This window comes from Bifidobacterium sp. LH_417, from assembly GCF_056357035.1.
In genome coordinates, this window is sequence record NZ_JBKEVI010000019.1 from 15,856 (window position 1) to 31,265 (window position 15,410).

A 15,410-nucleotide genomic window follows, 5' to 3' on the forward strand; every position below is an offset into this window, starting at 1 on the left:
GTACGGCCTCCTTGCCCCTCCCAGTCCGCTTCGCGGACAGCTCCCCCTGAAAGGGGAGCAGAATATTAAGACCGGTCATCGTACGGCCTCCTTGACCCCCTCAGTCCGCTTCGCGGACAGCTCCCCCTGAAGGGGGAGCAGAATATTACGACCGGCCATGTCAGTGTTCCTCGCTTTCCTTGAGGTCCATCACCGAGTCGTCGCCCAAATCGATGTTGGCATGGGCGCCGAGGTAGGCGTCGATGACGGCGGGGTCGTTCATCACGCTCTTCGGCTGTCCTTCGGCGACGATCTTGCCTTCGGCCATGACGGTCACCCAGTCGGCGATGTGGCGGACCATGTTGATGTCGTGTTCGACGAACAGCACGGTGGTGCCTTCCTCGCGCAGCGACAGGATGTGGTCGAGCAGCGACTGCTTCAACGCCGGGTTGACGCCGGCCATCGGCTCGTCGAGCATGACGAGCTGCGGGTCGGACATCAGCGCACGCGCCATTTCGAGGAGCTTGCGCTGGCCTCCGGAGAGCGAACCGGCGAAATCATTCTTCTTCTTGATGAGCAGGAACCGTTCGAGCAGCGCCTCCGCCTTCTCGATGTTCGCCTTCTCCTGCTTGCGCCACAGTCCCGGCACGAGCGCGCGGAACAGGCCCTCGCCGGGCTGGACGGGCGCGCCGAGCAGCATGTTGTCGAGCACGGTGAGGCGGCTCATCACCTTGGTCAGCTGGAACGTGCGGACCATGCCCATGCGCGCCACCTGCTCGGGGTGCACGTGCGCGAGGTCCTTGCCGTCGAACTGCCAGGAACCGGTGTTCGGGGTGTCGAAGCCGGTCATCAGGTTGAAGAACGTGGTCTTGCCGGCGCCGTTCGGGCCGATCAGCGCGGTGATGCCGTGCCGTTCGATCTCGAAGTGTTTGACGTTGACGGCGGTCATGCCGCCGAAGCGGCGTACCACGTCGTCGGCCACGAGGATCGGATCGGGCTTGTGCACGCCCGGCTCGTTCTTGACGAACTTGAGATCCTCTTTCACCTTGTCGCCGAACGCGGTGGAGATGAGGTGCTCTCCTTCGGGGGCTTTGGTGGCCCATTTGGCGAGGTCGTGGAACGGCTTGCCCGGTTCGGCCGGGTTCACGTCCCGCTCGGACAGGTTGCCCGGGGTGACGCCGGCCACGGTCTCGACAGGCTCGACAGGCTCTGCGGTCTTGGCGGTCTTGGCGGTCTTGGCGGGATTCTTCCCGGAAGTATTCTCAGACATTGAAGGCCAGCTCCTTTCGGTCTCCCAGCAGACCCTGTGGTCTGAAGATCACCAGGCACATCAGCGCGACGCCGACGATCACCCATCCGAGCGATTCGACCTGGTTGGAGGAAATGACGGTTTCGGGGATCGCGCCGCGCATGAGCTCCTTGACGAACGTGAGCAGCACCCACAGCAGGCAGGAGCCGATGATCGGCCCGAAGATCGTGGCCGCGCCGCCGAGCAGCAGGATCGTCCACGCGTAGAACGTGACCGCGCGTCCCAGCGAATCGGGCTGTACGGAACGCGGCAGAACGAAGATGATGCCGCCGAGCGCACCGAAGATGCCACCGATGATGAGCGCCTGCATCTTGTAGACGGTGACGTTCTTGCCGAGCGAGCGGATCGCGTTCTCGTCCTCGCGGATGCCCTTGAGCACGCGCCCCCACGGGGAGCGGAACCAGCGCCAGCACAGCACGGCGGCGATCGCGACGAGCACCCAGGCGACGATGCGCAGCCACCACGAGTTCGCAATGTTGTTCGAATACGTCCAGAACAGGAACGTGGTCGAATCGTCCGGCAGGGGCGACAGGTCCTCGAACTTCGTGGTGAAGTCCTGCGGCGAGATGCCGGCCGAACCGCCGGTGATCGTCGTCATCGCCGTGGAACGGCCGATGATGCGGATGATCTCGGCGGCGGCCAGCGTGACCATGGCGAGATAGTCGGGGCCGAGCTTCAGCGTCGGGATGCCGAGCAGCAGCGCGTAGATCACGGCGAGCAGGATCGCCGCGCACACGGAGGTGAACAGGTTCGCCCCCATCGACTGCGTGATCGCGAAACCGTATGCGCCGAGGAGCATGAAGCCCGCCTGGCCCATGTTCATCAGTCCGGTCATGCCGAAGTGGATGTTCAATCCGATGGCGGCGAGCGCGTACGCCGCCGTGGTGGGCGCGATGAGCTCGCCCAGCGTGTTGGTGATGATGGTCATGATGTCCATGTCTCAGCCCACCCTTTGCTGCTTGCCGAAGATGCCCTGCGGACGCACCAGCAGGACGATGATGAGGATCGCCAGCGCGCTGGCGTATCGCATGTCGTTGGGGATGACGAGCGAGCTCATGTCCGCGACGACGCCGATGATCAGCGAACCGACGAGCGCGCCGTTCGCGGTGCCGAGGCCGCCGAGCGTGACCGCGGCGAACATAAGGAGCAGCAGCGTGGCGCCGGTGTTCCACGAGATGCCGTTGAGGTAGACGCCGAGCAGCACGCCGGACAGTGCGGCCATCGCGCACGAGATGATCCACACGATGCGCACCACCTGTTCGACGTTGATGCCGGAGGCGGCGGCGAGCGCGGCGTTGTCGGAGACGGCACGGGTCGCGCGGCCGAGTCGCGTCTGGTAGAGGAACAGGCTCACGCCGATGATGGTGACGATGGCGATCGCCGCGGAGATGAGCGTCGGCGCGTCGGTGGTGATCGGGCCGAGCGCGAAACTGTTCGGCACGGACTTGACGATGCCCTTGATGTCGCCGCCGAAGAAGAACTGGAAGAGATACTGCAACGCCATCGACAGGCCGATCGTGACGATCATCTGCTGCATGGTGCCGACGCGTTTACGCCTGAGCGGCGCCCACACGATCTCGTTCTGGATCCAGCCGGTGAGGCCGCCGATCGCAATCGCGACGATCGCGGAGGGTATGAGCGGCCAGTGCAGAATCTGCGTGCCGACGAACGCCATGAGACCGCCGAGCGTGACCTGCTCGCCGTGGGAGAAGGAGCTCAGTCCGGTGGTGCCGTAGACGAGGTTCATGCCCACGGACATGAGGCCGAGCATGAGGCCGAAGATCACGCCGGAGTAGAGCTGCTGCCAGAAGCGGGCGCCGATGTTCGCGCCTGCGCCGCCGGCGTCGGGCGTGGAGGCGGTCGAGGAGCCCGAACCGGATGTCGAGCCGCCGGACGTGCCGGAGCCGGACGCCGATCCCGAGCCCGAGCCGCTCGAAGCGGGCGCGGGCTTGTCGAAGCGGACCACCTGACGGGCCGCGTCGAAGCTGTTCTTCTCGACCTTGACGGTGGCGGTCGCGGCCTTGAGACCATGCTCCTTGGCGACGGACTCATCCATCGTGACGGTGTACGAGCCGTCCTTTTCGACGCTGAACGCCCAGTTGCCGTTCGCGTCGGTCGTGGTCGTGGCGCTCTCCGCGCCGCTGAGCTTGAGTTCGACGCCGGCGATCGGCTTCTTGGATGCGTCCTGCAGGATGCCGTTGACGCATCCGTTCGTGGCGGACGGGTTGCAGGTGGGGACGGCCTCGGCCGCCAGGGCTTGGTTGGGTGGTGTGAAACAGAACGCCATCAGTAGGGTCAATGCCGCCGCGCAAAGCGACGAGCGCAACAATCCCATTCGACGACGCCGTTCGATGTTCTTCACGGCTGTCATGTGAATGTCCTCTCTGGATTTGCTTCACAACCTAGAGAGGCAAACAGCGCACGCCGTTATGCTCCGGTTTCCCGGGAGTTACCGCGCGGGCCGCATATTACCCGGGTATGACGGAACCCGGGGTTTGATTTCGCCTGCATTACATGATGTCGTGCAGGTTACAGAACCCCGCGCCGTGATCCCCAAGGAGGAAAGCAGCCAGCAGCGGTCAGTCGCCGAGGGAACCAACCCACCATCCGGCCGCGACGCACAGGATCGGCACGAGAATCGTCATCGCGCAATAGAAACCGGCCATACGGTACCGGCCGCCGCGCACCAGCGACACCATCTCGTTAATCGCGGTGGAGAACGTCGAGAATCCCCCGAGGAATCCGGTCACGAACAGCAGGTACACGTGATGGTCGACGGCGGCGGACGCATACGCTCCCGCGGCGATGCCCGCGCAGAACGTGGCGATCACGTTGATGATGAACGTGGACAGCGGGAACGCGCGGTTCCACCAGCGCTGCACCGACGTGTTCACGATGAAGCGCGTCACCGCGCCGAGACCGCCGCACAGGCAGACGAGCAGGAACGTCATCGCGTCTCCTCCCCATGCACGTCGCCGGTGACGGGATCGCCGACCATCGGAATCTCATCGGTGATCGGCGCAGGCTCGAACGACGGCAGCGGCTGACCGTAGTCACCTTCCGGCGGCGTCGACGAGGTGATCTCAATCGGACCGAACAACGGATCTCCGACCACGATCGGCTTGTCGGCGAGCGCGACACCGTCCACGTCGACGTTGCGCTTCGGCGCGGCGTGCGCGGGGCCGGAACGGCTCCCGGCAGCCGTCGCGCCGGACGATGTCGCGCCGGACGCGCCGGAAAGCGCGGCGGCGTCGGCGAGCGCGTCCGCGACGACGCGCGCGGAACGACGCGCGGACGCGGCGAGCGCGAGACGCACGCCCGCCGCCGCGACGATGAGGCCGCCGGCGAAACTGACGAGCATATAGAAGAGGAATCCGCCGATCTGGTCGCCACGGATCGAGATGAGCTCCTCGATGACCATCGCGGACAGTGTGGAGAACCCGCCGCACATGCCCATGCCGATGCCGCGCGACGCGAGCTGGCGCACGCGCTTGCGGATCCACGCGGCCTGCGACATGTACGTGGAGACGAATGCGAAGATGAGGCACGCGATCATGTTCGCGAGGAACGTGGCCGTATGGAACGCGCTGAAGAACCCGTGTGCCGCGGCGGGCGCGGGAAGCAGCAGCGACAGGGCGTAGCGCATGGCGGTGCCCACGCAGCCGCCGACGAACACGACGAGATAGATCATGCCGTCGGCGAGCGGATTGAACTGCGCCTGCACGCGTTTGGCGGGAGCGAGCGGGATCGCGGGAGGAGCGGCCGCGGCGGCGGCGCCCTTCGGATGCGGCACGCCCGCCGCATAGGAGCGGGCGTGCGCCGCGGTCATCTCCTGCGTCGCCGGATCCGGCTCGGCGAAGTATTCGGGCTCATGGATCACGGTCATACGCGAAAACCAGTCGATTGGTCGATTGAACGGTGCGCCGGTTGAACGGTCTGCCGGTCAGTCGATGAGCGAGTGGACGGAGATGATGTGGTCGCGCTGCGGGCCGGTGCCGATTGCGGAGATGCGGCAGTTGCTCAGCTCCTCAAGACGCTTCACGTACGCCTGGCAGGTGGCGGGCAGCTCGTCGAAGCTGTGGCAGCCGGAGATGTCCTCGTCCCAGCCGGGCATGGTCTCGTAGATCGGCTTGGCGGCGGCGAAGGCGGCCTGGTCGGTCGGCATGTCGTCGTGGCGTTCGCCGTCCACGTCGTAGGCGACGCAGATCGGAATCTCCTTGAGGCCGGTGAGCACGTCGAGCTTGGTGAGCACGATGTCGGTCAGGCCGTTGACCTGGCTCGCGTAGCGGTTGACGACCGCGTCGAACCAGCCGCAGCGGCGCGGGCGACCGGTGGTCACACCGAACTCGTGGCCCTGCTGGCGCAGCCATTCGCCGGACTCGTCGAACAGCTCGGTCGGGAACGGGCCCTCGCCCACGCGGGTCACGTACGCCTTGGCGACGCCGATCACGCGGTTGATCTTCGTGGGGCCGACGCCGGTGCCGGTGCAGGCGCCGCCGGCGGTCGGGTTGGAGGAAGTGACGAACGGGTAGGTGCCGTGGTCCACGTCGAGCATCGTGGCCTGGGCGCCCTCGAACAGAACAGTCTTGCCCTCGTCGAGCGCCTTGTTGAGGATGAGGCCGGTGTTCGCGACGTACGGCTTGAGCCGCTCGCCGAGCTTGAGCAGCTCGTCGGTGGTCTGATCCACGTCGATGGCGCGACGGTTGTACAGCTTGACGAGAATCTGGTTCTTCTGGTGTAGGCTCGCCTCGACCTTGTCGTGCAGGTGGTCGGCGTTGAACAGGTCATGCACGCGGATGCCGACGCGGTTGATCTTGTCCGCGTAGGCGGGGCCGATGCCGCGGCCGGTGGTGCCGATCTTGTGCTTGCCGAGGAAGCGCTCGGTCACCTTGTCGAGCGTGCGGTGGTACGGCGCGATGATGTGCGCGGCTTCGGAGACGAGCAGGTGCGAGCAGTCGATGCCGCGGGCCTCAAGACCGTCGATCTCCTCGAACAGGACCTCCGGGTCGACGACGACACCGTTGCCGATGACCGGGGTGAGGTTCGGATTGATAATGCCGGAGGGCAGCAGGTGCAGCGCGTACGATTCGTCGCCGACGACGACGCTGTGGCCCGCGTTGTTGCCGCCGTTGAAACGGGCGACGTAATCGACCTTCGTGCCGATGAGATCCGTGGCCTTGCCTTTGCCTTCGTCGCCCCACTGGGCGCCGATCAGAACGATTCCGGGCATGATGCACCTCCGCATTTGCATGATTTCCGCATGATTCCGCCGGGGAACAAGCCTACCCTACGGCCCCTACGGTGCGGCACCACGTCCCGTTGTACGGATGGATGCGAGCCACGGGCTCGTCCCCGCCGAAACGTATCCGCCAGGTCACGTCACCGCCAGTTCGCGTCCTCGCCAGGTCGCGTCCCGTTGTGCGAATGGATACCAGCGACAGCGAGCGCTCTCTTTATCGCCTCCCGCCGGCAGCGAAGCTGCACACACGAGCCGACACTGCCATCTCCCTCCCGCTGGCGGGAGGCGGCGCGCAGCGCCGGAGGATGGTCACGAGCGGGCAGACCACGCGAGTCGCATCCCTCACCCTCCTCCCGCCGGCGGGAGGTGGCGCGCAGCGAGATGACGCGGGCAACGGTATATCCTTCCTCCCGCTGGCGGGAGGTGGCGCGCAGCGCCGGAGGGTGGCCGCGGGCGGGCAGACACCGGGCACCCCCTCCCCGAGGGTGGATGCCACAACCTCCGCCACCAGCAGGACGACATACGTCGATATATGCGCCCCGGCGCCAGCAATCCCGAAGATAAGCGGCATCGTCCGGAATCTGGGATGCTGAGCCATTCCCAGCGTCCCAGATTCGGGAAACGAGCGGCTTCATCCGGGATTCCTGACGCTGAGTCATTCCCAGCGTCATATATCCCGGAGATGAGTGGCTTCGTCCGGATTTTGGGATGCTGAGCACTTCTCAGCGTCCCGGATTCGGGAGAACGGCCCCGCCGTCCGGGATTTCTGACGCTCAGTCCCCCCAGCGTCATAAATCCTGGAGAACAACGGCTTCATCCGGGATTTCTGACGCCAGGGAGGAGCGGCCGGACAGGGAGCGACCTCCCGGGGTGATGCGGGAGGCCGGCCTTTGAACCTGGGGATGTCCCTGTGCTCCACAACGCTGTGCGGGAATGGTGTTGTGGAGCAGCGGTGCGCCACAACATGGTCGCAAGAGGCGGTCCCGGGAGTTGTGGCGCGTTATGAGGGCCCTTCTGCTCCACAACTCGCGGCGGGAACGATACCGGCGGCTGTTGTGGAGCAGGCCCGCTCCACAACAGGAGCGGAACCCAGGATTCCGGGGAGTTGTGGCGCGGTTTACGGGCCGGGAACGCTGGAAACAGGGGTTTTCGCGGGGGTCGCGGCGGGATGCCGCTCCACAACAGGCTCTCCGGCACGTGTTGTGGAGCAGACCCGACCGGGACACGGGACGTAGGACGCGGAGTATGGGGCATAGGAAGCGGAGAGCGGAGAGCGGGGTATGGGGAGCCGCGCACTGCACGCGCCCGCCGCCTGCATCCTGAAACGGCCGGCCCATGTCTGAACGACCGGCCGGCCCACGTCTGAAAACGGCCGGCCCCGCGCCCGCACCGACCGGCTCGCCCGCACCAACCAGCCCGGCACTGGCGGACGCGTCGGATTGTGGCCCGCGACCACCCTCCGACACCACGGCGTCTCCAGCCGCGACCACCCTCCGGCGCTGCGCGCCACCTCCCGCCAGCGGGAGGGAGAGCACAGCGACCGGCAGCCAACGGCCCGGGAATCACGAAAAAGAAAAACCCTCCGGGGCCAAGCCGTGAAGAAAAACCCTCCGGGGCCAAGCCGTGAAGCATACGGTCCAGTGGACCGTTTGTAGGCTTGGGTCGGCGAAGCCGACAACTGCCAACAGATAAGCGGGCAAGATTACAAAAAGAAAAACCCTCCGGGGTGGAATCCGGAGGGTTTGTGGAGCTGATGGTAATCGAAACCACGACCTCTTCGATGCGAACGAAGCGCTCTACCAACTGAGCTACAGCCCCTTGGTTTGTTGTCTTGCTCCGCAGGACAACTCGACCAATACTATCCCGAGTTCAGGATTTCGCAACTCGACACGCCCGGGAAGTCGCAATCACCCCGACGATCACTCGGCCGCGGCGACGTGGTGGGGCACGTGAAGGCCGTCGGTCGAGGAACCGGCGGACGCATCATCGTCGGACGCTCCCTTCTTCTTGCCGAACTTCGCCTTGATGAGGCCGACGATCGTCGGGATCAGCGAGACGGCGAGGATGAGCACAATCACGAGCTCGAAGTGCTTCTGCACGGCGGGAATGTTGCCGAAGAAGTAGCCGAGCAGCGTGAACAAGGACGACCAGACGAGACCGCCGAGCATGGAGAACGGCGTGAATCGACGCCAGCGCATGCCGGAGATACCGGAGATGAACGGCATGAACGTGCGGATGAACGGGAAGAAGCGGCCGAGGAACACGGCGAGCGGACCCCACTTCTCAATCATCGCTTCGGTCTTCGCGATGCGTTCCGGCGTCATGGCCTTGACCTTGCCGGAGGCGATGATGCGACGGCCGAAGAAGTGGCCGATGAAGTAGTTGCACTGGTCGCCGATGATCGGCGCGCACCACACGACGGGCAGCAGGTAGTGCAGCGGCAGCGCGACCTGGCCGGTTGCGGCATCGGGCGCGGCGAACACGCCGGCGGCGAAGAGCAGGGAGTCACCGGGCAGGAACGGGAAGAACACCACGCCGGTTTCGATGAAGATGATGAGGAAGATGAAGCCCAGCGTGGGCGCAACGCCCATCGCGATCCAACCGGCGATGGCCGCGCGCGGATCCTTCAGCAGTTCGATGATGAAATGTACAAAACCCATGTATTTCCGTGTTTCCTATTGCGGGTGCCGCAGTTGCTGCGGCGTTTCCTATTGCATATGTAAGGGGCCGCCGGTATCGGACGGACGGCCGCGAATCAGCCGTCCATCACCATACCAGCAGCCCCTATAAGAAACGACTAGGAAACCGGGCCTCCGGCCGCGTCACCGCGTCACCACACCGCGCTGCGCCACACCGCATCACCGTGCCACACCGCGCTGCGCCACCGCACCGCGCGTCACCGCACCGCGCGTCACCGCGTCACCGCACCGCACCGCGCGTCACCGCACCGCGTCACCGCACCGCGCTGCGCCACACCGCAGCACCGTACATCACCGCGTCACCGCGTCACCGCACCGCACCGCTGCACCGCACCGCACTGCACCGCAAGACCTCCACCTCTCCCCCACCCGCCTTCGCGGGAAGGGCGCGTCGTGTCACGCTTCGGCGGCGAGGGCGGCGAGACGACGGCGAACGATCGCGTCGATCGCCTCCGCGTCGATGCCGTCATATCCGTCGACCGACGTGAACTGCGGACCGTTCGACGTGTCGGTGCGGATCGTGCAGGTCTGCGCGATGACGGTCGCGCCGGACGCGGCACCCGCGGCGAGGCCGACGGGCGTGTCCTCGAACACCGCGCATTCGGCCATGTTCTCGGGCGCGATGCCGAGCTTCTTGGCGGCGAGCAGGTACGGTTCGGGCGACGGCTTGTGCTTGGCGTCGTCGTCGCCGCACACGTAGCCGGAGAACAGTCCGGGCGCGGCGTCGAGCACGTTCTCGACGATCGGGCGCGGCGAGGTGCTCACCAGCATGGTCGGGATTCCGGCCTCCTTGAGCGAGCGCAAGGTGTCGAGCACGCCGTCGATCCACGGCATGTGCATTTTCTCGTGCTCGAACACGTAGGCCTTGAGCTGCTTGTCGATCTCCTCGACGCTCAGCGTGCATCCATGTTCGATCATCCGGCGCGCCACGTCGGGCACCGGCGTGCCGGAGCACTCCCAGCCGAGTTCCTCGGTCCAGTGACCGTTGTTCGCCGCGGCGATCTCCAATTCGCCGTCATGCCACAGCGGCTCCGAGTCGATGAGCGTGCCGTCGAGATCCCAGAACACGGCTTTGAGCTGCATGATTCCTCCGTCCGTTTCGACCATTCGACGAGGTTTCGGCAGGTGTCGCTGCCGGTCGTCGTTCCGGTCTCCATCTCACCAAATCGACACGACAGACACGACACGAATCATCACAGAATCGTCCACGAAAGTAACGGAACCGCACACGCAACTGCCATGTTTCACAGCGTTTCACGTGAAACGCGCGTCTGCCGCGGCGTGAAACGCGGCAGACGCAAACGGCCTCGCGTCACGTCGACTGACGTGGCGCGAGGCCGTTTCGTGCGCGTTTCAGCGCCACAGCACGATCGACTTGGAGTCGGGATCGGCGTCGACGCGACGATGCGGGCGACCGGGCAGTTCGCGCGTCTGCGTGCGGATCGCGCGACGCCACATGCGCGCGGAGTTGGAGCGCTGCATCTCGATGATGTCGCCGTCGCGCCCGGCGGCGAACACGCTCTCCCCGCCCGACGACTGCAGTCGTCTGACCTGACGGCGCAGCTGACGGTTCTCTTCCTGAAGCTTCAGGATGCGGGTGACACCAGCCAGATTGATGCCTTCCGACTGACTCAACCGCTGCGCCTGCACGAGACGGTCGATGTCGCGCAGGCAGTAGCGGCGGGCGCCGCCTTCCGTGCGCTGCGGCGTGACCAGACCGACGCGATCGTACTGACGCAGGGTCTGCGGGTGGATGTCGGCGATTTCGGCCGCCTGCCCGACGGTGAACACCGCCAGATCGAGGTCGAAGCCGGCGTCGTCGGCGCCATCAAGATCGGCGCGGCCGAGCACGATCGCCGCCGCGCACATCGCATACAACTGGCGCACTTCACGCGCGACTCTCGCCATCATCCACCTCCATATATCGATTATCGGCACCAGACGCACCTGTGGGAAACAGACCAGACCAATGCCGAGCCCTCACCGGACTACCCGGCCGGACCGCCGGCTGAGGCGCCGAGCAGGTCACCGCCCGACGTAGTCGCCGGCGGCCTTGTCGAACTCCTTGGCGGCGTGTTTGACACCGAGACCCGGCTTGGCGGGCACCTGGATCATCACGCGGCCGATCAGGTCGCCCGGAGTGTTGCCGGCCTGCACGCCCTTGCCGGAGATCCGTACTTCGGCGCCGCTGGACGAGCCGGCGGGCACCTTGAATGTGACGGTCTCGCCGTCGATGTCCTTCGCCTCGACCTTCGCGCCGGCAACGGCCTCGGCGACGCTCACAGGCAGATCCATGACGAGGTCATGGCCGCGCATCGTGAACTTGGAGTCAGGCTTCACGTTGACCTGCAGGTACAGGTCGCCGTGCTTGCCGCCGTTGACGCCCGCGTGACCCTTGCCGGCCAGACGGATCTTCTGCCCGTCCTTCACACCGGCGGGGATATGCGTCTTGAACTTGGAGCCGTCCACGGACAGGGACACGGTCGCCCCCTTGGCGGCCTGACGCAACGTCAGGCTGATCTTCGAGTTGCGGTCCTTGCCCTGCTGAGGCTGCGGAGCCTCCTCGTAACCGCCGGCACCACCGGGGTTGCCGTATGCGCCGTAGGGCGAGCCGCCCATGCCGGATGCACCGGCACCGGCCGCACCGCCGAACATCGAGAAGATGTCGTTGAGGTTCGGGTTGCCGCCGCCCGACGTGGAGAAGCGGATGCGTGACCCGTTGCCGCCCATGCCCGCGCCGCCGCCGAACATCGAACCGAAGATGTCGGAGAATCCGGAGGCGTCGAAACCGCCCTGGCCGGAGCCGCCGGCGAAACGGGCGCCGCCCATGCCGAACTGGCGGATCGCATCGTACTTCTGGCGCGAATCCTTGTTGCTCAGCACGTCGTAGGCTTCGGAGATGTCCTTGAACTTCTCCTCGGCCTCCTTCGTCTTGTTGAGATCGGGATGGTACTTGCGGGCCAGCTTGCGGTAGGCCTTGGTGATGTCGGAATCGGAAGCATCCTTGGAGACACCAAGGACCTTGTAGAAGTCTTTGCTCAGCCATTCGTTCTCAGCCATTCATGTCTCCTTTCGTATTGAAGTCTGTACGTATGATTTCGTGAAACCTGAAGTCTTGCAATGATGCGCGCCCTCTGGCGAGGGGACGCACCCTCCCCCGCTCCCGCCGGCGGGAGCTGTCGAGCGAAGCGAGACTGAGGGTGGTCTCGAACCGAGAACCACCCTCAGTCAGCCTGCGGCTGCCAGCCAGCTCCCGCCGGCGGGAGCGAAGTGGGGGGAATCGAATCAGTTGCTCGGAGAGGCGACGACGACGCGGGCGGCGCGGATCACGCGGTCACCGATGCGGTAACCGGCCTCCACGACCGTGTCGACGGTCTCCTTCTCGGCATTCGCGTCCGGCTTGTGCAGGATCGCGTCATGCTTGGTCGGGTCGAATTCCTCGCCGGCCTCGCCGAACTTCTCGACGCCGAACTTCTCGAAGGCCTTGTCGATCTTCGCGGCGACGGCCTTGAACGAGTCATCCATCTCGCTGTTGGCGCGGATGCGGTCGATGTCGTCGAGCGCGGGCAGCAGGGCGGTCAGCACGTCGATGATGCCGTGCTGGCGGAAGCGATCCTGCTCCTTCTTCGCGCGGTTGCGGAAGTTGATGAACTCCGCACGTTCGCGCTGCAGCGCTTCGAGGTAGTCGGCGGCCTCCTTCTTGGCCTGGCCCAGCGGGGTCAGGGTGTCGGAGTCGGAGTCGTCGGACTTGGCGTCGGCGGACTTGTCCGCAGCCTCGGCCTCAGCCGCGCCGGCTCCCTCGTCGGAGGAAGCCGAAGAAGACTCGGCAGCGGCCGAAGCGGTCTCGCCCTCAGCCGAAGCGGGGGCCGACTTGGCGGCGGCCGCGTCGGCGGGGGTGTCGGCCGGGGCCGACGAGCCCGCCTTGCGGGCGTCGTCGGCATCGGGCAGATCGTTCAGGTAATCGTCCTTGTTGAACTCAGCCATCGGACGGGACCTTACTTGTTGTCCTTGTCGTCGTCGTCCACGACCTCGGCGTCCACCACGTCGTCGTCACCGCCGTTGGAGGCGGCGCCGGCGCCCGCGGCACCGGCAGCACCAGCAGCACCGGCGGCATCCGCCGCGCCCTGCTGGGCGTAGAGGGCCTGGCCGATCTTCTGGGCGGAGGTCATCAGCTCGGTCTGAGCGGTCTTGACCTTCTCGATGTCGTCGCCCTTGAGGGCTTCCTTGAGGGCGTTGACCTTCTCGGTGACCTCGCCCGCGACCTCGTCGGAGAGCTTGTCCTTGTTGTCGGCGACGAGCTTCTCGGTCTGGTAGGCGAACGCCTCGGCCTGGTTGCGGGTCTCGGCGTCCTCCTTGCGCTTCTTGTCCTCGGCCTCGTGGGCTTCGGCTTCCTTGACCATGCGGTCGATCTCGTCCTTCGGCAGGCCGGAACCGCCGGTGATGGTCATCGACTGCTCCTTGCCGGTGCCCTTGTCCTTGGCGGACACGTGCACGATGCCGTTGGCGTCGATGTCGAAGGTGACCTCGATCTGCGGGACGCCACGCGGGGCCGGAGCGATGCCGGTCAGCTCGAAGGTGCCGAGCGGCTTGTTGTCGCGCGCGAACTCACGCTCGCCCTGGTAGACCTGGATCAGCACGGACGGCTGGTTGTCCTCGGCGGTGGAGAACACCTCGGAACGCTTGGTCGGGATGGCGGTGTTGCGGTCGATGAGCTTGGTCATGATGCCGCCCTTGGTCTCGATGCCGAGGGAGAGCGGGGTCACGTCGATGAGCAGGACGTCCTTGCGGTCGCCCTTGATGACGCCGGACTGCACGGCGGCGCCGACGGCGACGACCTCATCCGGGTTGACGGACTGGTTCGCTTCCTTGCCGCCGGTGAGCTCCTTGACGAGCTCCTTGACGGCCGGCATACGGGTGGAACCGCCGACGAGCACCACATGGTCGATCTGGCCGACGGAGATGTTCGCGTCGCGCAGCACGTTGTTGAACGGCGTGCGGCAGCGGCCGAGCAGGTCGGAGGTCATTTCCTCGAAGTGCGCACGGGTCAGGGTCTCGTCCAGGTGGACCGGGGTACCGTCGGGCGTCATGGCCAGGTACTGCATGGAGATGGAGGTGGAGGTCGAGGAGGAGAGTTCCTTCTTGGCCTGCTCCGCGGCTTCCTTCAGACGCTGCAGGGCGATCTTGTCCTTGCTCAGGTCGATGCCGTACTTGTTCTTGACTTCGGTGACGAGCCAGTCGATGATCTTCTGATCCCAGTCGTCGCCGCCGAGGTGGTTGTCGCCGTTGGTGGCCTGCACCTGGATGGTGGAGAAGCCGTCCTCGTCCTTGCCGATCTCCAGCAGGGAGACATCGAAGGTGCCGCCGCCGAGGTCGAAGACCAGGATGCGCTCGTCCTCCTTGCCCTTCTCGAGGCCGTAGGCCAGCGCGGCCGCGGTCGGCTCGTTGATGATGCGCAGGACGTTCAGGCCGGCGATCTTGCCGGCGTCCTTGGTGGCCTGACGCTGGGCGTCGTTGAAGTACGCCGGGCAGGTGATGACGGCGTCGGTGACGGGCTCGCCGAGGTAGGCTTCAGCGTCCCTCTTCAGCTTCATCAGGATCTGCGCGGAGATCTCCTGCGGGGTCCACTTCTTGCCGTCGATCTCGACGGTCCAGTCGGTGCCCATGTGACGCTTGACGGAGGAGATGGTGCGGTCGACGTTGGTCACGGCCTGACGCTTGGCGACCTCGCCGACGAGGATCTCGCCGGACTTGGAGAACGCGACCACGGACGGCGTGGTGCGCGCGCCTTCGGCGTTGACGATGACCGTGGGCTCGCCGCCTTCGAGGGTGGCGATGCAGGAATTCGTGGTGCCCAGATCGATACCAACTGCACGTGCCATAATGTGTGCTCCTTTGTTCTTGTGTTCGTTCTTACGTTCTTCGCTCAAGTTCCGGATGCGATCGGTGCGGCCCGACCGCCCGGCCCTTTGCCGTTCCAAAACTTGAGCCTACACCACTCAACTTCCACTCCGCAAGTTTTATTCCCACTTTCAACACAAAAACCTGAGCGAAGTCCGCTCAGGTTTGTGAAAAGAGGTTTCGGTGACACGTATGCCGCCGCAAGTGCGGTCGATACGTCTCCATTCACCCCCATCGAGTGCATACGTTTGCAACAATGTGCAGTACTTACTGCATCACGCTCGGT

At 65.4% G+C, this 15,410-nt stretch carries 12 protein-coding genes and 1 tRNA gene; all 13 read right to left on the minus strand.

All coding sequences use genetic code 11. The features are described from left to right. Window positions 1–160: 160 nt before the first annotated feature. The 13 genes from AC1AYR_RS09855 to dnaK all read right to left on the minus strand — a co-directional run bounded on the left by AC1AYR_RS09855 (window position 161) and on the right by dnaK (window position 15,105). Entirely contained in the window at window positions 161–1,249 is a 1,089-nt protein-coding gene (locus tag AC1AYR_RS09855; RefSeq protein ID WP_476512515.1) for an ABC transporter ATP-binding protein, read from the minus strand. Continuing rightward, the gene (locus AC1AYR_RS09860) at window positions 1,242–2,225 is read right to left on the minus strand and encodes a branched-chain amino acid ABC transporter permease (RefSeq protein WP_476512514.1); all 984 of its coding nucleotides are present in this window, start codon (window positions 2,223–2,225) and stop codon (window positions 1,242–1,244) included. The genes AC1AYR_RS09855 and AC1AYR_RS09860 overlap by 8 nt, the downstream gene beginning before the upstream one ends. Window positions 2,226–2,228: 3 nt before the next feature. Then, window positions 2,229–3,659 (minus strand): ABC transporter permease subunit, encoded by a 1,431-nt coding sequence (locus AC1AYR_RS09865; protein WP_476512513.1) that lies wholly within the window; start codon window positions 3,657–3,659, stop codon window positions 2,229–2,231. Window positions 3,660–3,867: 208 nt separating this feature from the next. Then, complete coding sequence (locus tag AC1AYR_RS09870) at window positions 3,868–4,239, minus strand: fluoride efflux transporter FluC (RefSeq protein WP_476512512.1); 372 nt, start codon at window positions 4,237–4,239, stop codon at window positions 3,868–3,870. Then, the gene (locus AC1AYR_RS09875; RefSeq protein WP_476512511.1) at window positions 4,236–5,174 is read right to left on the minus strand and encodes a fluoride efflux transporter FluC; all 939 of its coding nucleotides are present in this window, start codon (window positions 5,172–5,174) and stop codon (window positions 4,236–4,238) included. The genes AC1AYR_RS09870 and AC1AYR_RS09875 overlap by 4 nt, the downstream gene beginning before the upstream one ends. A gap of 57 nt (window positions 5,175–5,231) precedes the next feature. Beyond that, entirely contained in the window at window positions 5,232–6,518 is a 1,287-nt protein-coding gene (locus tag AC1AYR_RS09880) for an adenylosuccinate synthase (RefSeq protein ID WP_476512510.1), read from the minus strand. A 1,754-nt stretch (window positions 6,519–8,272) separates the two neighbouring features. Further along, window positions 8,273–8,345, minus strand: a tRNA-Ala gene (locus AC1AYR_RS09885). 101 nt (window positions 8,346–8,446) lie between these two features. Further along, entirely contained in the window at window positions 8,447–9,187 is a 741-nt protein-coding gene (locus tag AC1AYR_RS09890; RefSeq protein ID WP_051922922.1) for a DedA family protein, read from the minus strand. 435 nt (window positions 9,188–9,622) lie between these two features. Then, window positions 9,623–10,309 (minus strand): HAD family hydrolase, encoded by a 687-nt coding sequence (locus tag AC1AYR_RS09895; protein WP_034529081.1) that lies wholly within the window; start codon window positions 10,307–10,309, stop codon window positions 9,623–9,625. A gap of 270 nt (window positions 10,310–10,579) precedes the next feature. After that, complete coding sequence (locus AC1AYR_RS09900) at window positions 10,580–11,134, minus strand: heat shock protein transcriptional repressor HspR (protein ID WP_476512532.1); 555 nt, start codon at window positions 11,132–11,134, stop codon at window positions 10,580–10,582. 117 nt (window positions 11,135–11,251) lie between these two features. Continuing rightward, complete coding sequence (locus tag AC1AYR_RS09905; protein ID WP_476512509.1) at window positions 11,252–12,286, minus strand: DnaJ C-terminal domain-containing protein; 1,035 nt, start codon at window positions 12,284–12,286, stop codon at window positions 11,252–11,254. Window positions 12,287–12,511: 225 nt separating this feature from the next. Then, entirely contained in the window at window positions 12,512–13,210 is a 699-nt protein-coding gene (gene grpE, locus AC1AYR_RS09910; protein WP_476512508.1) for a nucleotide exchange factor GrpE, read from the minus strand. An 11-nt stretch (window positions 13,211–13,221) separates the two neighbouring features. Further along, a complete protein-coding gene (dnaK, locus tag AC1AYR_RS09915) occupies window positions 13,222–15,105 on the minus strand; it encodes a molecular chaperone DnaK (protein WP_476512507.1) in 1,884 nt (627 codons plus the stop codon). Window positions 15,106–15,410: the final 305 nt, after the last annotated feature.